Source organism: uncultured Bacteroides sp. (assembly GCF_902491285.1).
Classification (GTDB): domain Bacteria; phylum Bacteroidota; class Bacteroidia; order Bacteroidales; family Bacteroidaceae; genus Bacteroides.
In genome coordinates this window covers 1-18,729 of sequence record NZ_CABUHK010000047.1, presented here as the reverse complement: position 1 = coordinate 18,729, position 18,729 = coordinate 1, and the positions used below count along the sequence as shown (strand labels likewise).

At 46.3% G+C, this 18,729-nt stretch carries 9 protein-coding genes; 4 read left to right on the top strand and 5 right to left on the bottom strand.

The features are described from left to right. Positions 1-9: 9 nt before the first annotated feature. From RDN93_RS12995 to RDN93_RS12975, 5 genes are all read right to left on the bottom strand, one after another. Complete coding sequence (locus RDN93_RS12995; RefSeq protein ID WP_172503570.1) at positions 10-3,255, bottom strand: TonB-dependent receptor; 3,246 nt, start codon at positions 3,253-3,255, stop codon at positions 10-12. A gap of 36 nt (positions 3,256-3,291) precedes the next feature. After that, complete coding sequence (locus tag RDN93_RS12990; RefSeq protein WP_175630891.1) at positions 3,292-4,686, bottom strand: glycoside hydrolase family 76 protein; 1,395 nt, start codon at positions 4,684-4,686, stop codon at positions 3,292-3,294. A gap of 14 nt (positions 4,687-4,700) precedes the next feature. Continuing rightward, positions 4,701-5,948: a SusE domain-containing protein gene (locus RDN93_RS12985; RefSeq protein WP_175630890.1), complete on the bottom strand. Its 1,248-nt coding sequence runs from the start codon at positions 5,946-5,948 to the stop codon at positions 4,701-4,703. A 19-nt stretch (positions 5,949-5,967) separates the two neighbouring features. Then, entirely contained in the window at positions 5,968-7,923 is a 1,956-nt protein-coding gene (locus tag RDN93_RS12980; RefSeq protein WP_308745927.1) for a LamG-like jellyroll fold domain-containing protein, read from the bottom strand. Positions 7,924-8,110: 187 nt separating this feature from the next. Beyond that, positions 8,111-12,151 (bottom strand): response regulator, encoded by a 4,041-nt coding sequence (locus RDN93_RS12975; protein WP_288109494.1) that lies wholly within the window; start codon positions 12,149-12,151, stop codon positions 8,111-8,113. Between the two features lie 210 nt (positions 12,152-12,361). Here RDN93_RS12975 and RDN93_RS12970 point away from each other — a divergent pair, with 210 nt between their 5' ends. The 4 genes from RDN93_RS12970 to RDN93_RS12955 all read left to right on the top strand — a co-directional run bounded on the left by RDN93_RS12970 (position 12,362) and on the right by RDN93_RS12955 (position 18,360). Next, positions 12,362-14,644 carry a GH92 family glycosyl hydrolase gene (locus RDN93_RS12970; protein WP_303872587.1) on the top strand — a complete coding sequence of 761 codons (2,283 nt, stop codon included), beginning with the start codon at positions 12,362-12,364 and terminating at the stop codon, positions 14,642-14,644. Positions 14,645-14,696: 52 nt separating this feature from the next. Further along, positions 14,697-15,647, top strand: a complete 951-nt coding sequence (locus RDN93_RS12965; protein WP_148332227.1) for an endonuclease/exonuclease/phosphatase family protein — start codon at positions 14,697-14,699, stop codon at positions 15,645-15,647. A gap of 90 nt (positions 15,648-15,737) precedes the next feature. After that, entirely contained in the window at positions 15,738-16,895 is a 1,158-nt protein-coding gene (locus tag RDN93_RS12960; protein ID WP_308745926.1) for a glycoside hydrolase family 76 protein, read from the top strand. Positions 16,896-16,914: 19 nt separating this feature from the next. Continuing rightward, the gene (locus tag RDN93_RS12955; RefSeq protein ID WP_148332231.1) at positions 16,915-18,360 is read left to right on the top strand and encodes a glycoside hydrolase family 125 protein; all 1,446 of its coding nucleotides are present in this window, start codon (positions 16,915-16,917) and stop codon (positions 18,358-18,360) included. Positions 18,361-18,729: the final 369 nt, after the last annotated feature.

Here is an 18,729-nt window from a genome sequence, read left to right as displayed (position 1 = left end):
ATACTGTTTTTAGAATGTAATATCAATACCGAAGTTGAATACCTTTTGAATCGGATACCAGGAAGCACCGTCACCAGACTTCGTTTCCGGGTCGATGTCCACATCACCCAGTTTATCAAAAGTCAACAGATTCAAGCCCTGCACATAGATACGTGCCTGCTGTACATGGAACTTACGCAACCAGTTAGGCGATACATTATAACCGATTTCCACATTCTTCAGACGAAGGTAGGAAGCGTCATACAGGAACAGGCTGCTGTTTCCATTCTTATTGTTATCATGCGTTCCGTAGTGCAAAGCCGGATATTTTGCCGTAGCAGCCGTTTCCGGTGTCCAACGGTCGAGATGCATCTTCTTCACACGCCCGATCTTATCTTGCTCGAACTGCGGGAAGTCAAATACAGCAGCCCCATTCAACAGGATAGATGTTTTGGTGGCTCCCTGCAACAATACACTAAAGTCGAAATTCTTATACTGGAATCCGAAAGGAATACCGAACATAAGCTCCGGGCTACGCGGATTTCCCATAGCCGTACGGTCTTCATCGTCAATCACCCCATTGCGATCCAAATCCTTGTAAACGACATCTCCCGGAATTAACTGCCCCCATGGCTGATAACCGATTTTATTCAAGCGGTCGGCCTCTTCCTGATCGGCCACAAAGTGGTCGAATACATAGACAAAGTTCTCATACAGGCGCTTGCCCGTTTCTTTACGCCAGGAGTTCTTACGGGCTACTTCCGCCTTATATTCCAGGCGGTTGCGGGAGAAGGTCAGATTCGGACGAATATAATAACGGAAATTCTTTCCTATCTTGTCGTTCCAGCTCAATTCGATGTCCACACCACGGTTGCTGACCTCACCCAAATTCTGTAAAGCCGCATCCTTACCTACAATGTCCGGATATCCCATGATACCGTCACTATTCATATCCGTAATAATATCGAACCGATATTCATAGAAAGCATCGACAGTCAATGCCAAACGCTGGTTCAAGGTAGTAAAGTCAATACCTACATTCAACTTGCGGGCTTTCTCCCAAGTCAGGCTTTCATTTGCCAGGTTTCCTTCGGAAGTACCACCCACGTTCGTTCCGAAATTATTGCCGAAATCATAGCTGCTACCACTACCGTAGAAAGCTAAATAAGGGAAACGGCTGCTCACGTTGTCACTACCTACCAAACCATAAGAAGCCCTTACCTTCAAGAAGTCGATCCAGGAAGCCTTCTTCATAAAAGACTCTTCCGAAATCACCCAGCCGATAGAACCTGCGGGGAAAAATCCGTAACGTTTGCCCGGAGCGAAGTTCTCGGAACCATTGTAACCGAAGTTGAACTCCATCAGGTACTTCTGATTATAATAATAGGCAAAACGTCCGGTGATACCCTGGCTATGATAAGCCAGTTCATTATTAACAGTACGGTTGCCACGGTTTGCCAGCAACATCGCTGTCAGTTCGTGACGGTCGTTGAACAAACGGTTGTAGTCCACACGTGCCTGTATATACGTCCGTCCGTCGGAAGCATTATGGCTGAATCCGTTGCCGATAGTCTGGTCGATGTCGTATTTATTACCTGTCTTGTAAGCACCGGTATAATGTCCGCCCGCCATATAGGCATCCGAACCTTCAATCGGCATAAACGTTGCATATTTCGGATATTCACGGTATCCGTCCTTATAAGTATCCAGCTTGCGGTTGATCCAGCGTCCTTCGGAAGCATCATAAGAAAACATCACTTCCGCTTTCAGCCCTTTTGTCAGGAATCCCATATCCAGGTTCATGGCAAAGCTACCGTTCAGATAGGTATTCTTCTCATTCAGATAACCGGTACGGCTCAGCTCACCTAATATATTATAGCGATAGATGTTGTCACCATACAGCATGCCCCGGGAGTTCTGCTGAATATATTCTTCATTCTGCGGATGCGAGTTCTCCTCTACCAAGATAGGCAGATACGGCGGTTGCGTAGCACAGATAGTCATCAGTCGCCCGGCAGTAGTACCCGGTGCATTACGGTCGGTAATACGGGCACCCAGGTCGAGACGTGTACTCAGATAGCGGTTAATATTAATGTCAATATTCGAACGGAAGTTGTAACGGGTAAATCTGGTCTGCGAATTATATTCACCGGCATTCGAATATTTGTAGTTACCGCCCTGTGAAAAATAATTAGCCAGCACATAGTAACGCACCTTGTCCGTACCTCCACGGATAGAAAGGCTGACATCTTCCTGCATACCCGGTTTGAAGGCGAAATCATAATAATCCCAGTCATACCCCAGCCCGTCAGAGTTGTCGCCTTTTGCACGGCGGAAGTTGTCGATAGCCTGTTGAGAGAAAAGATTCAGGCTGCTAATGTCTGCGCCTGTCATCTTGGCGTCATTCAGTCGCGCTTCATTATATAAGGTAGCATAATCGGCAGAGCCCAAATATTCGGGGAATCCGATAGGTTGGTTGATACCGACAGAGGCTTTCAGGTTTACAGTTGCTTTCTCGGCGGCCTTACCACGTTTGGTTGTGATCACGATTACACCGTTCGCGCCACGGATACCGTAAGCGGCAGTCGCGGAAGCATCCTTCAGAATAGTGAATGTTTCAATCTCGTCCGGAGCCAGATAACTCATGTCGCGTTCGATTCCGTCAACAATGACAATAGCACTCTGATTGCCGTAAGTAGCTTTACCACGGATGAACAATTCACTTTGGTCAACACCCGGCTCACCACCCGCATATTGGTTCACAACCAATCCCGGCAGACGTCCGGCAAGTGCATTGTTGATATTGGCGGTCGGACTTTGCGTCAAGTCTTTCGTTGTAATGGTAGCTACCGAGCCGACCATCGTTTCCTTGCGTTGCTTGGTGTAACCTACCACCACAACTTCCTGCAAGGCTTTCGTATCTTCCTGTAATAAGACCGTCAAGTCTTTCTTGGCACCGGGAACAATTTCCTGCGGCTGATAACCCAAGTAAGAAAATACCAGCGGAGCTTCCGCGTATGGCAACTTCAACGTAAACTTACCATCCATATCCGTAATCGTTCCCGCATTGGCTACTCCTTTTACCACAACAGACACACCAATCAACGGGTCATTTGTCGTCTTATCCAATACCGTACCCGATATCGTTATCTTATTGTTTTGCGAAGCCTGTGTCCTTGCAGCTCTGCCTGTCTGCGCCATACTTTGTACAGGGATACCTGCCAGCAAAGCGCAAGAAACAGCCATCAGACAAATATTTCTTTTTATATGTATCATTTTTATTTTCGATTTTCTATGTGTAATGAATCAATCTTATTCCCCTGCTTTCTTCCCAAATTCCGGGCCAACCCAGTTGGCCTCTTCGGAAGCCTTGCCCTGTACCCAGTCCTCATAACGGGCACGAATCTCGATCATTGTCGCTCCGGGAACCTCTGCGTTCAAAGAAATCGTCAGGCGGTCTTCCCTGTTATCGCGATTGCCGAACTTCGGAGCTTTCGCCCAATCGTATTCCCATACATAATATCCTTCCGGATGTGCCAGTGTCCAAAGTACATCGGAGCAACTCCGTAATGCGGCAATAAACTTATTCCTGGTCTTTTCCGGATAAACACTGCTGACAGGTTGTTTCACCATATCCAGGAAATAACGGACAAAGATTCCCCGGAACAAAAGATTATCACCGGAATTACCCTCCCCGCTGAATACCGGATAATTGGAATCCATTTTCTTATTCACCTGATAAGAACCGAAAGCAACAGCGTTACGGAGATATTCCTCCTCACCGGTGGCATTGTAGAGTGCCAGAGCAGATGCCATGAATGTTCCCTGATTGTAAGACAGAGCCACTTTATCCGGGTCACCCGGAGTGCCGTCATCCTTGATTCCCAAGTTATCATATACCTGTCCGGTCGACGTGTCACACAGATAAGCAGTCATCCAGTTGTACACCTCTTTGGCAAAGTTGAGATAATAAGCCGCCTTATCCTCCCATCCCTCTTTCGCTTCTTTGACAGTCAGCTTGTACAGTTTCATAGCCAAAAGACAACCGGGGCCATTTGAACAAGCCATACGTGAAGCCGGCGCATCCGTTTTCCATGCCATGCCGCCTACTCCTTTATAGTCATTCTTGGCTCCCTTGATATGATCCCACATTTTCATCAAGGCACTGTAATAGTCTTCGTCGCCCGTCAGCTCGTACACCCGCAGGCAAGCCAATGCCATCCACTCCATATCATCATAGAAGTTATTCCAGAAGTCCTTGCCACCATAACCGCAATGCTCATTCCAGTCGTCAAAAGCCGGAAGGAACGGTTTCATTATGTTCTCATACAAATCGGCCTGATAAGCAGGATCGTCTGCATGACGGATATAAGCGTCGATGACTATATCCAGCGCATGTCCCTGCGACCATCCGCCGCTGCCCCCTGTACTTGTAGGTTCTCCGGTTTCCGGTGTATTCGGTTTTTCCCAATAAATGCTTCCGCAGAAAGTATCCCGTCCGCCGGCATTCTCAAAGAAATATTTGATGTAAGTTTCTGTACTTGTATTGGCAGCATCCGTCCAGTTTACATCCGACACATATTCGCCGGATGAACTCCCTTTGTAGATGTCACTCAATTCGCCGTCGTCGCAAGCAGCGAACATGGTTAACGTAACACCGCCCAAGAGCAAAGCCTTTTTTGAAAATGATACTATATAGTTCTTCATATTATTATTCAGTTTTAATCTTCATTGGTTTCCGAAGCCACCCAACGATGAGTATAGACTCCAAATTCAGCATTGAAATAAAGGGTAACATCTGTTTTTACCGTTGCATAATACACATTTCCCTGTATTGCGCCCCACTGAAGCAGTTCGTCACAATAACGGAAACTGTAATCCCAAGGATCGGTACCCAACGCCAATTGATACAAGTTGTAATAGCCGGCATCGGTAGCCAAGTTGGGCTGACTCTTATCTTTCTCCTTATGTCCCCAACGATAAGTCGTCCCGTTGATTTCCATCTTAAAGCTATGACGGGTTTCACCGCTTCCTGCCCAACTTTCTGTCTGTTTCCGTGCAGTATAATTCTTCACGCCCCACTTGCCATATCCCAAGTAGTCGAAGTTCTGCCGGTATCCGCCCGAATGGTTATAGAGATAGACTGCTCCTATTTCATCATAACTGATGGTTTGTTCACCCATATTGATAGTAATACGGTAAATGCCGGACTTCGGAACGGTCACCGTATACTCTTCACCGTCATTGCGTTCGCGCAACACGCCATTGTCGTCTACATAGTAATAGCATCTGCGTCCCTCTACCGTTGACATAAAGATAAACGGCTGGTCTGCTTTCAACTGAACGAAAGTCTGATAAATTCCTTCGTTCTGCCGGAGCATCTGCAACGCTTCCGCTTCGTCCCCGTCATCTTCCGTACCGATACCTGTGATATAAACCGGTTCATTCTCCGAAGGCATATCGTCAATGCCGTCCATCATAAATATTACGAAATAACCTTCCAGGCTACTGATTGCCTGATCCAATCCACAGTAGGCACGTACTTTCCAACGTAGTGTTCCGTTTGTGTTGCAACGGAACTTGGCAAGTTTGCCAATCGTATTTGCCTGATAATGCGTCAAGGTAAGCTGAGGTTCCAAGCCGTTATTGTCGGAAAAGATAGTTTCTACCGGCTCCGTAAAATCCCCGCCAATCGTATCAATCAGCACTTCGTAACGATATACTGTATTACCGTGTTTCTCAGTAGGCGTCCATTTCAGGATGATGTCCGTCAGTGAAGCTCCCGAAAGCACCACTCGTTCACCGCTAGCCATAGCGTCCATCGTACGTACTGGTTCAGGCGGAACAATCGCTTCATAATCGTCCGGGTCGAATCCCGGATTCAGTTCATTGTCACAAGCCGTCACTCCGATAAGAAAAAACAGCAGGGCAAATTTGATTAGGTTCTTTGTAATCATATTGTTTCTCATATTATTGTATTCCTTGTTTTTAGTATGAATGAGGACATTCCACTCGTTTGTAGCGGTCAGGGAAAGTGACAGGACTTATACTCTTACCGTTGTTATAAACCACTGCATCCAATCCGTCGCCTGCAGAACCATAGTTCTTGAAAACACTGATATCACCAACACCATTAGACGGTATCCAATAGCCCAATAAATCAGTATTCGCCTTAGCTTCTTCCTGAGAGTAGTATTTACACATATCCTCTTTTATCTGCTCTGCAGTACGGGCAACTTTCCACATACGCGCCTGAGCAACGGCACAATATCCCAAACGGAATTCACTATTACCCGAACGTCCAATCATCAAGGCGTTATCACCGGATACGGAAGAAAGAACCAAATACGGATCGGGCCGTACATCTTCATAATCACTGCTTGCAGGAGTCAGCGTTTCACGCACACCATTGATATACATCTTGTAAGCCTCCTTTGTACTGCCCTGTGTTCCATCAAACACAATAGCGATATGATACCATTTCCCGTTTCCCTGACGGTCATTGCCCATTTTCTGCTGACTGCGGAAACGGGGGTCATTGTATTTATCCCCATTCAAGTTATTGGGATCTTTATGGATTTTGGTAGCTATTTCAAAGCGCAAATCAGTATCCCCATTGGATTCGCAACGAAGCAGGAAAACACCTTCCAACCCGATAAACGACTGCAAAGCACGTGAGTATGTCGGATAAAATACCATCTCAAAAGTAAGTTGTTGCATATTATCCAAAGCCTGGTTACCTTCTACAAATTTCTTGATGTCAATCTTAAAGCAACGGTCAGAGTCGAGTAAGGTTGCCATCGGCATGACAGTAACCGGTAAGTCCAACTTCTTCCCGGCAGCATCCGTAATTATAAGCGTAGTAGTTCCCAGCCAGTTAGCTTCAATTTTCAGATGACCGTTTTCATCTATTTCCGCTGATTTCAAGTACTTCCTATTATCATCCGTCAATGGCGCTAACTGATATTCACCGTTACCACGGGAAATTGCAATCTCTTTTGAATTATCAAATCCGTTGATAGTTAATGAAGTCGCATTATCTTCCAACTTGATTTCATACGGATTTACCTTTACCGCAATTTCTTTTGACGAACCTTTCTGGTCGGTCACAATCACCTTTACATCCCCTCTTGCTTTCGGCTTCAGTGTAATCAGATTCTCTTTCTCGGTAGCTTCTACAACGGTAGCCTCCGTAGTCGGTTCGCCGTCTCCCACCTGATAAGTAAAGCTATATCCACCATTCCCTTTTTCAATCTCGATATACTGAGACTCGGCATCCGGCTCCGCAAAAACCGCTTCGTTGGCTTTCAGCGTCAAGTCAACGATATTTACTACCACAGGAATAACTACCGTCTTACCTTTTTTATCAGTAATCGTAATTTCGACAGGTTCTGCTCCTGTTTCAAATTTGGCAGTTACGGGGAATACCTGACCGGAGAGTTCGCCCACTTCGATATACTTGTCGGCACCTTCGGGAATGGAAATCTCATAATTACCATTACCAGTCAGGATTTTCACCATTCTTTTTTCACCGATAAACAAATCGAAGCCTTCTTCCGGTACATCTGCCGTCAAGTCCCAGAGTTTGGCTACCTGAACCTGAATCCTAGCCACTTTCTTGCGTCCGTCTACTACTAATACAGTTGTTTCGATGCGGTTATTTTCTTCAAGCCGGCTATTCTCCGTAGCTTTAATTGTTACTTTATTACCACTGACCGTAGCTGTCGCTATACTTTCATCAAATGGTTTCACATAATAATCTCCATTACCGGAAGTAATACCTACCGTAATTTCGTCTCCTTGCAGTAGTGTCACCGAATTATTATCGACCACCAAGTCAGTTGCCGGCTTCACCTCCTGTTCTTCTTTATCATCACTGCACGAAACCATAAAAAATGGAAGGGCCAATGCTGACAGGAATAAAAAACTAAGTTTCCTTTTCATTAGATTAAAGATTAATAAATTAATACTTTCGATTTTATCTACTTAAATTTTCGATGAAGCAAAGATAAAATCACTAAACTCTACCAAAAGAAATCAAACTCTACTTTTTTACTTTTTGGCACGGATACTTACCATATTAACACGGATATTTACTTCTTCTTTTTCTCGGAAAATCCCCCGCTACAGCCTATTGCCGAACCTCTTCCAAATGTTTCATCCGAAATTCTTTTGGCGTGCACTCGTACTTTTCACGGAACACTTTGAAGAAAGTTACCTTATTGGAGAACCCTGAATCGAATACTATTTCATCAATAGTCTTTTTAGTCGTCAGCAGCAAATCCTTGGCGATATGCAAACGACATTCCTTTATCAGATCCGTCGGACTATCTTCACCGATTTCTTCCATTTTCCGGTAAAGGCTACGCGGGCTGATTGCCAGCCGGTCGGCGATATAACGCGGGGTCAGTTCCTTATTCGTTATATTATCATTGATAATCTTCAAGACAGACTGGAGGAATTTCTTCGATTCCTTATGTGTCAGCTTGCCGTCCGACTTCTCAAAGGAACTGATGGGCGAACTGAAATAGTTTTTCAGCACTTCCTTACGCTCCATCACCTGCCCCACCGATATGCGGAGATATTCCGCATTAAACGGTTTCGTGATATACATCTCCGCACCTGCCGAGAGAGCCGCCATCTGCTCTTCCATCTCATGTCGTCCGGAAACTATGATGATAGGTATATGTGCCGTCTCTTTCACCGCCTTAATCCGCCTGGTCAGTTCAATGCCACCGATTCCCGGCATCATGACATCACAGATTATCACATTCGGATAAACTTCGTTCATCACCTGTTCCACCCGCTCAGGGTCCTGCAGGGTTACTACATTAAAGTCACCGGAGAAGATTTCACCGATAAACCACAACATTTCTATTTCATCATCAACCACCAACAAGGTAGGACGCATCTTATCAAACTCATAATGAGGAAGTTTCAGAACAGGCTGTGTGTCTATCTTCGGAATATATTCCGAAGTAATCCGCTTTGTTGCCGTTGCTCCGGTAGTCGGCTCCATGACAGGCAAGGTCAATGTGAACATCACCCATCCGTCAGGCGTATTTTCCACTTTCAACGTGCCGTTCAGCAACTTCGCCATATTGTAGGAGATGGCAAGCCCCAATCCATTACGGGAGAAGTTCTTCTCATCCTGATTTTCAAAGTTATCCAGGATAGAATAGCGGTTGAAGATATGCTGGAAATCTTTTTCCTTGATGGCACTTCCTTCATTGGCTACCCGGAGCACCAATACACCTTCCTCAGCCGTATCCACTTCAATCTTAATGCTTTGCCCGTCGGGAGTATATTTGAATGCATTCGAAATCAGATTGATAATGATTGTATTCAGGAAGCCTTTGTCCGAGTTCCACATCACCTGTTCGGGAATCTTGCTCAGGAAAGTAATATTTCTCGATTTCGCCATTTCGACAAAGGTTCTGGCTATTCCTTTTACGATGGACGATACATTTAACGTTTCAATACGCACTTCCCTGTTGCCCGTCTCGATACGGCGGAATTCAATCAGTTCATGAATCAGGTTATTCAGACGCTCGGCATTGGTCTGAATCATCTGTACGTAGTCTACCACAAACTTGCTCAGTCCGTTGGACGAAAGGATGCGTCCGCAAGGGCCGTAAATCAAAGTCAACGGCGTGCAAAATTCATGAGCGATATTTGTAAAGAAGCGGAGTTTGGATTCAAAGACATTCTTTTGATGACGTTTCTCTATTTCGTTCAGCAATTCCTGCTTCTTGCGTTTGGAGCGCAGGATAAAGGAACGTATCAGCAAGGCAGCCAGCAAAAGCAGGCACAAGGTATAAATCAGATAAGCCCACCAGGAAGCATACCACGGGTCGCCGATACGGATGACCAAAGAGTAGACATCACTCTCTTTATCAAAGACACTATTATAGTATTTCACCAGCAGCGTATATTCGCCGGGAGCCATATTCGTAAAAGACACTCCGCTCTCCGAACCGTTGTTCACCCATTGGTCGCTCAAACCTTTCAGCTTATAGAAATAGGTGCAGTTGTTACCATTCAGATAATCCACCGAAGCAAAGGAGACAGAAAAGAAGTTTTGATTGTACTGCAGGTTCAGCACCTCCGTATCCTTTTTCCGGGTGAGAAATTCGCCCAAGTTATATTGTTCGCCAAAGATGGATAATTTATCAAAATAGACGGGCGGTGTATAAAGCTGTTCGGGACGACCGTCCGCACGGATGGCAACAAAACCGTTGATGCCGCCGAAGAACAATGTACCCGTCCGAGGATCGCGGTAAGCGGCTCCGTCACTGAACTCCACCACTTTCAGCCCGTCACCGAAACCATACGAACGGAATACATTCCGGCGGGTATCGAAGTTAATTAGTCCCAGGTTGGTACTTAACCAGAAGTTATCGGATGAGTTTTTGAGAATGGCATGAATCGTGTTGTTCAGGAAGCCATTCTTCGCATTAAAAAGTTGGTAAGAAGTCTCCGAGGTATATTTTATCAGCCCGTAGCTCGTGCCGAAAAGATAATTGTTACTGCTATCCTTGCTGATGGCGAGAATATTGTTCAGCGTCATGTTCTCATATTTATGAGTAGATACAGGCTCCAGTCCGTTCGTTGTCTTGTTGAAGCGGAACACCCCATATCCTTTATTGCCAAAGAGCAGACGGGATTCGTCTTCCGCATAGATAGTAAAGAAGTAGTTCGAGCCCAGTTCGCCATCGTTGATGACATAACGCTGGGCATCTACGATGACCGGATTATCCGGTGTTCCGGCAATACGGGCTTTCAAGACTCCCATTCCTACACTTGCCAGCCATAGTTCGGAGTCCGCCGTTTCGTAAATATCGTGTATATATTTGAAGTCTTCGTTAGCTACCCGGATAGGGATATTCCTGACACGTTTTTCCTTGTACGAATAATAGCTCAGCCCTTCTTCATCGCCTATCCAAAGAAGATTCCGGTGACTTTTGGCAAAACAATAGACGGCGTTGCTTCCCAATGCACTGTTGGAAGTGGTCAGCGTCTCCGCACGACAGTCGGAAATGCTCTTATCAACCTCGTAATCATAGATTTTCAAGATGCCGTTTCCCTTTGTGCCTACCCAGAAAGTACGGTCTTCATCAAGATAAAGGGCACGTACGGGGCGTTCTATCTTCTCGCTGTAATTGCTGAGCACCGTTGATTTGATAGAATAGAGAGGGGTGGAATAAAGATAAACACCTTGTCCGTCCGTACCTATCCACACAATATCCTGAAAACGGTCTTTCTTGAGACAAAACACGCCACTGTTGACAGGCAACGGCTGAATCTGATAGGTATTCGTTCCCTTCTGCTTCTCCAATAACAGAATGCCGTCCATCAGAAAACCGACAAAGAAGCTGTCGTGATAATGAACAATGGAAGAAATTTTGCCGCGTGCCTGTATCTCTTTGCCCAGATTGGCGATAAACTCATTCTTTTTGGTCGGGATATGGAAAGCGTAGAAGTTATAGTCCTTGTCGATGTAATAAAGAGATTGCTCATCATTGAAGCAGTAAATCAGTGAAGTCTGATAAATCAGGCTGGTTTTCTGCGGCAGCAAAGTGATGTCTCCCGAGGCGGACTCCTGCTGTATGTCATAACAACGGTTGTACCCTTTCATCACTACCCACATACGGTTGTTGCCGTCGATAAAAAAGTCTACGATGTCCGAGATGGGAATACCCGTAATATTTATTTTCCTGAAAGCCCCCTCTTTCTTATGATAATAATAGATGCAGTTGCTGTCCTGGATAATAAACAGATTGCCATTGGTATCCTTGTTCATAAAGAAGAGTTTCTGAAACTCATTGTAGTGCGTAATCGTGTTGGTTCGCCTGTCCAGCCGGTTCAGTCCGTAGTAGGTTTGAATCCAGTAAATTTCGTCACCGGTATATACAATATTGTCAATTAGATTACCGGATAAGTAATCTTCCTTGTCACGTGTTTTAAACTCTTCGATTTCCTGTCCGTCGTATATATTCAGTCCGTCGCAAGTACCTATCCACATCAGCCCGCGTTCGTCCTGGCACAGAGATGTAATCGAACTGTTAGACATATATTCCTTATCTGCAATCTGCTTCAGGTTATAGGCGGAAGCCGTATGTATCAACAGATTAAGGATTAAAACAAAGATAAAAAACGGTTGTCTATTCATGGCGTGTCATTCTTAGATTTGATGTATGGCAAAGGTAAACAAAAAAATATTTCGTGCTTTTTTCTGGCAGGAATATAAGTTAAGTTCCACGCCATAATGGTTAACATTAGCGCCATCAGGCATTTTTGCTTTTCTATTCGTGGAAGCACATTCCTTTTCTCCCTATTTTCGTCGTAGAAATTATTATCAAATCAATAAATTCATTTGTTCATGAAAGCACATTTTTCATTTAAACACTTGTTATTTCTTGGAAGTGCCGTGTTGTACACCCTGCAATCTTCCGCCGTAAAGAATCCGGTGGACTATGTCAGCACATTGGTAGGCACCCAATCCAAGTTCGAACTGTCCACCGGAAATACGTATCCGGCTACGGCACTGCCGTGGGGAATGAATTTCTGGACACCGCAGACCGGTAAAATGGGAGACGGCTGGGCATATACGTACAATGCCGACAAAATCCGGGGATTCAAGCAGACGCACCAACCCAGCCCGTGGATGAACGACTACGGCCAGTTTGCCATCATGCCCATTACCGGCGGACTGGTATTCGACCAGGACCGGCGCGCCAGTTGGTTCTCTCACAAGGCGGAAGTCGCCAAGCCTTATTATTACAAGGTGTATCTAGCCGACCATGACGTGACTACCGAGCTCGTTCCCACCGAACGTGCAGCCATGTTTCGCTTTACGTATCCCGAAACGAAGAATTCCTATGTCATCCTAGATGCCTTCGACAAAGGTTCTTACATCAAAGTGATTCCCGAAGAGAACAAGATTATCGGCTATTCGACAAAGAACAGCGGCGGTGTGCCCGAAAACTTCAAGAACTACTTTGTAGTGCAGTTCGACAAGCCGTTTACGTTTACTTCCACCGTTTCGGAAAACAGGATTCTCCCTAATGAAACGGAAGCGAAGGGGAACCATACGGGAGCTGTCATCGGATTCGCCACGAAAAAAGGAGAAATCGTCCACGCCCGTGTCGCCTCTTCTTTTATCAGCCCCGAACAGGCGGAACTGAACCTGAAAGAGCTAGGCAACAAGACTTTCGACCAACTGGTGAGCAGCGGACGAAACATATGGAACCGTGAAATGGGCAAGGTAGAGATAGAAGACGACAACATCGACAACCTGCGCACGTTCTACTCCTGCCTGTACCGTTCGATGCTCTTCCCGCGCAGTTTCTACGAAATAGACGCGAAGGGACAAGTGATGCATTACAGCCCTTACAACGGCAAAGTACTTCCGGGGTATATGTTTACCGACACCGGATTCTGGGATACATTCCGCTGTCTGTTTCCTTTCCTCAACCTGATGTATCCGTCAATGAACCGGAAGATGCAGGAAGGACTGGTGAACGCTTACAAGGAAAGCGGCTTCCTGCCCGAATGGGCGACACCGGGACACCGCGACTGCATGGTAGGCAACAACTCGGCTTCCGTTGTAGCGGACGCCTATATCAAAGGTTTGCGCGGATATGACATCGAAACTCTTTGGGAAGCGTTGAAACACGGAACGAACGCGCATCTCCGCGGGACTGCTTCCGGCCGTCTCGGTTATGAGTCCTACAACCAACTGGGCTATGTAGCCAACAACATCGGAATCGGGCAGAACGTAGCCCGCACCCTCGAATACGCTTATAACGACTGGACTATCTATGCATTAGGCAAGAAACTGGGTAAACCGGCCGACGAAATCGAGATTTATAAAAAGCGCGCACAGAACTACAAGAATGTCTATCACCCGGAACGCAAACTGATGGTGGGCAAGGACGATAAAGGTGTATTCAACCCCAACTTCGACGCGGTAGACTGGAGCGGCGAATTTTGCGAAGGTAACAGTTGGCACTGGAGTTTCTGTGTATTCCACGACCCGCAAGGGCTTATCGACCTGATGGGCGGCAAGAAAGAATTCAATACCATGATGGATTCCGTATTCGTAATTCCGGGCAAGCTGGGAATGGAAAGCCGCGGCATGATTCACGAAATGCGCGAGATGCAGGTGATGAACATGGGACAATATGCACACGGCAACCAGCCGATTCAGCACATGGTTTATCTTTACAACTATTCCGGCGAGCCTTGGAAAACCCAGTACCGGGTACGCGAAATAATGGACAAGCTGTATACCGCCGCACCGGACGGTTATTGCGGTGACGAGGACAACGGTCAGACTTCTGCCTGGTATGTATTCTCCGCCTTAGGCTTCTACACTGTTTGTCCGGGAACCGACGAGTATGTCGTAGGCTCTCCTCTCTTCAAATCAGCCAAACTGCATCTGGAGAACGGGAAAACAGTCACTATCAAATCGGATAACAACCAGCCCGACCACTGCTACATCAAGGAAATGAAAGTGAACGGAAAGCCGTACTCACGCAATTATCTTACACACGACCAGTTGACGCGAGGCGCGAATATCCAATTCCGGATGAGCCCTGTACCCGACAAACAACGGGGAACCACTGAAAAAGATGCTCCCTACTCTCTTTCATTTGAATAAAATATCGTACTTTTGAAGTCTGAGAATTATCTATCAAACAAACTATAAAAACATGAAACTTAAAAGCCTTTTATTTATTGCTATTGTCGCGATAGTCTTTTGCGGTTGCCAAAGTAACTATCAGCCTACTTCCATCACCGTTGCCTCCTACAATCTGAGAAACGCCAACGGCAGCGACTCCGTCAACGGAAACGGTTGGGGACAACGTTATCCGGTCATTGCCCAAATGGTGCAATACCACGATTTCGACATTTTCGGCACGCAGGAGTGCTTCATTCATCAACTGAAGGACATGAAAGAGGCATTGCCCGGCTATGACTATATCGGTGTAGGCCGCGACGACGGCAAGGAGAAAGGTGAACATTCTGCTATTTTCTATCGTACGGACAAGTTCGACGTGATAGAGAAAGGCGATTTCTGGTTGTCGGAAACTCCCGACGTGCCGAGCAAAGGTTGGGATGCCGTACTGCCGCGTATTTGCAGTTGGGGACATTTCAAATGCAAGGACACCGGTTTCGAGTTCCTTTTCTTCAACCTGCACATGGATCACATAGGAAAGAAGGCACGCGTGGAAAGCGCATTCCTCGTACAGGACAAGATGAAGGAACTCGGCAAAGGCAAAGACCTTCCGGCTATCCTGACGGGGGATTTCAATGTCGACCAGACTCACCAGTCGTATGATGCTTTCGTGAGCAAAGGGGTATTGTGCGACTCTTACGAGAAGTGTGATTTCCGCTATGCCATCAACGGTACGTTCAATGACTTCGACCCGGACAGCTTTACGGAAAGCCGTATCGACCATGTGTTCGTGTCGCCGTCTTTCCACGTGAAAAGATACGGCGTACTGACGGATACATACCGCAGCATCGTAGGAAACGGCGAGAAGAAACAGGCGAACGACTGTCCGGAAGAAATCGACATCAAGGCTTACCAGGCACGCACGCCTTCCGACCATTTTCCCGTGAAGGTGGAACTGGAGTTTGACGAGCGGCAACAGAAATAATATTTGTCAGCCGTGTGCCGTCTATCCGTCATTCGGCTGACACTTTTCACTAATAACCTGAAAGTTTCAATTCCCAACTCCGATACTCCTATGAGAAATATATGTTTTGCAGCCTGTATATTATTTTGCCTTACTTCCGCAGTAGGAAAGACTCCGGGAAATGCCCGCTATCTTTCTATTGCCGACTCGATTCTATATAATGTCTTGAATCTGTATCAGACAAATGACGGGCTACTGACAGAAACGTATCCCGTCAATCCCGACCAGAAAATCACTTATCTGGCAGGCGGTACGCAACAGAACGGAACGCTGAAAGCGTCTTTCCTATGGCCGTATTCCGGGATGATGTCGGGCTGTGTGGCGCTATACAAAGCTACGGGAAATAAAAAGTACAAAAAGATACTCGAAAAGCGGATTCTTCCGGGAATGGAGCAGTATTGGGACGAAAGCCGCCTGCCAGCCTGCTACCAGTCGTATCCTGCCAAGTATGGGCAGCACGGACGTTATTATGACGACAACATCTGGATTGCACTGGATTACTGCGACTACTACCAATTGACGCACAAGCCTGCTTATTTGAAGAAAGCCGTCGCACTGTATCAATATATTTACAGCGGATGGAGCGATGAAATGGGGGGAGGCATCTTCTGGTGCGAACAGCAGAAAGAGGCGAAGCATACTTGTTCCAACGCCCCGTCGACAGTGCTCGGTGTCAAACTGTACCGGCTGACAAAAGACGCCAGGTATCTGGAAAAGGCGAAAGAGACTTATGCCTGGACGAAAAAGCATCTGTGCGACCCTGACGACCACCTTTACTGGGACAATATCAACCTGAAAGGAGACATCTCCAAAGACAAATATGCCTACAACAGCGGACAGATGATTCAAGCGGGCGTATTGCTTTACGAGGAAACAGGGGACGAACAGTACTTGCGCGACGCACAACAGACAGCCGCAGGAACAGACGCATTTTTCCGTACAAAAGCCGACAAGAAAGACCCGGCAGTCAAGGTGCATAAAGACATGGCGTGGTTCAACGTGATTTTATTCAGAGGACTGAAGGCCTTGTATAAAGTCGACAAGAATCCGACGTATGTCGATGCCATGGCAGACAATGCCGTGCATGCCTGGGAAAGTTACCGGGACGAAAACGGACTATTAGGCCGGGATTGGTCGGGACACAACGAAGAGCAGTATAAATGGCTGCTCGACAATGCTTGTCTCATCGAATTATTTGCCGAAATTTAATCAATTAAAAACTATTACCATGAATATTACTAAAGCCTTTTGCTTATCCATGGCACTCTTGGGCACAGCCAACATACAGGCTATGGAGAGCAGTGATTTTATCATCCGACAAGATAATACCAAAGTCAACAACTATCGGACGAACCGCCCGGAAGCAGCGAAACGCCTGTTCGTCTCGCAAGCCGTAGAGCAACAGATTGCGCACATCAAGCAACTGCTGACTAACGCCCGGCTGGCGTGGATGTTCGAGAACTGTTTCCCGAACACGCTGGACACGACCGTCCATTTCGACGGCAAGGACGATACATTTGTTTATACGGGCGATATTCATGCCATGTGGCTTCGCGACTCCGGTGCACAAGTATGGCCTTATGTGCAACTTGCCAACAAAGATCCGGAACTGAAAAAGATGCTCGCCGGCGTCATCAACCGCCAGTTCAAGTGTATCAACATCGACCCGTACGCCAATGCCTTCAATATGAACTCCGAAGGAGGCGAATGGATGAGCGACCTCACTGCCATGAAGCCCGAACTGCATGAGCGCAAATGGGAAATCGACTCGCTCTGCTATCCTATCCGTCTGGCTTATCATTACTGGAAAACGACGGGAGACGCCAGTGTATTTTCCGACGAATGGCTCGCAGCCATCGCCAACGTACTGAAAACGTTCAAGGAGCAGCAACGCAAGGACGACGCCAAAGGTCCTTATCGCTTCCAACGCAAAACGGAACGTGCGCTCGACACAATGACAAACGACGGCTGGGGTAATCCTGTGAAGCCTGTCGGGCTGATTGCTTCCGCTTTCCGCCCTTCCGACGATGCCACAACTTTCCAGTTCCTTGTTCCGTCCAACTTCTTCGCTGTCACTTCTCTTCGCAAAGCTGCCGAGATTCTGACTACGGTCAATAAAAAGCCGGATTTAGCCAAAGAATGCACAGTTCTTGCAGACGAAGTGGAAAAGGCCCTGAAAAAGTATGCAATTTACAATCACCCGAAATATGGTAAAATCTATGCTTTCGAGGTGGATGGTTTCGGTAATCAACTGTTAATGGATGATGCCAATGTGCCGAGCCTTATCGCCTTGCCTTATCTGGGAGACGTAAAAGTGAACGACCCGATTTATCAGAATACCCGCAAATTCGTATGGAGTGAGGATAATCCTTACTTCTTCAAAGGTACTGCCGGAGAGGGTATCGGTGGCCCGCATATCGGATATGACATGATTTGGCCGATGAGCATTATGATGAAAGCGTTCACCAGCCAGAACGATGCGGAAATCAAGACTTGCATCAAAATGCTGATGGACACGGATGCCGGAACAGGTTTCATGCACGAGTCCTTCCATAAAAATGACCCGAAAAACTTCACCCGCTCCTGGTTTGCATGGCAGAATACACTGTTCGGGGAGTTAATCCTGAAACTTGTCAACGAAGGAAAAGTGGACTTATTGAACAGTATCCGGTAGTTCCTACCCTGCTCTTGCCTATGAGATAATTGATTCATACGGCGAAACCAATGGTTCCATGCCTTGAAACTTTTGGTTTCACCGTATGAAACAGGGAGTTTCATGCTTCGGAAACAAGAGTTTCAAGCAATAGAAACTAAAGTTTCAAGCCTTTGAAACTACAGTTTCCCACTGCTGAAACTATGGTTTCTCACCGTTGAAACTATGGTTTCAAATAAGGAAACAATTCTTTTCCCGTAAGCATACACAATGTGACAGCAACAGTTGTCGTCACACTGCTATCACATCATGCTATCACATAATAACTCATGCATTATCAAGCACTTGCATCTAACCATGTGACAGATGACAGCATTTTCTTATTTTTTT

Excerpts from the sequence above, each read along its gene's own strand:
- RDN93_RS12960 (WP_308745926.1), top strand. The coding sequence starts at position 15,738 with ATGAGAAATATATGTTTTGCAGCCTGTATATTATTTTGCCTTACTTCC.
- RDN93_RS12980 (WP_308745927.1), bottom strand. The coding sequence starts at position 7,923 with ATGAAAAGGAAACTTAGTTTTTTATTCCTGTCAGCATTGGCCCTTCCA.
- RDN93_RS12995 (WP_172503570.1), bottom strand. The coding sequence starts at position 3,255 with ATGATACATATAAAAAGAAATATTTGTCTGATGGCTGTTTCTTGCGCT.
- RDN93_RS12985 (WP_175630890.1), bottom strand. The coding sequence starts at position 5,948 with ATGAGAAACAATATGATTACAAAGAACCTAATCAAATTTGCCCTGCTG.
- RDN93_RS12990 (WP_175630891.1), bottom strand. The coding sequence starts at position 4,686 with ATGAAGAACTATATAGTATCATTTTCAAAAAAGGCTTTGCTCTTGGGC.
- RDN93_RS12975 (WP_288109494.1), bottom strand. The coding sequence starts at position 12,151 with ATGAATAGACAACCGTTTTTTATCTTTGTTTTAATCCTTAATCTGTTG.
- RDN93_RS12970 (WP_303872587.1), top strand. The coding sequence starts at position 12,362 with ATGAAAGCACATTTTTCATTTAAACACTTGTTATTTCTTGGAAGTGCC.
- RDN93_RS12955 (WP_148332231.1), top strand. The coding sequence starts at position 16,915 with ATGAATATTACTAAAGCCTTTTGCTTATCCATGGCACTCTTGGGCACA.
- RDN93_RS12965 (WP_148332227.1), top strand. The coding sequence starts at position 14,697 with ATGAAACTTAAAAGCCTTTTATTTATTGCTATTGTCGCGATAGTCTTT.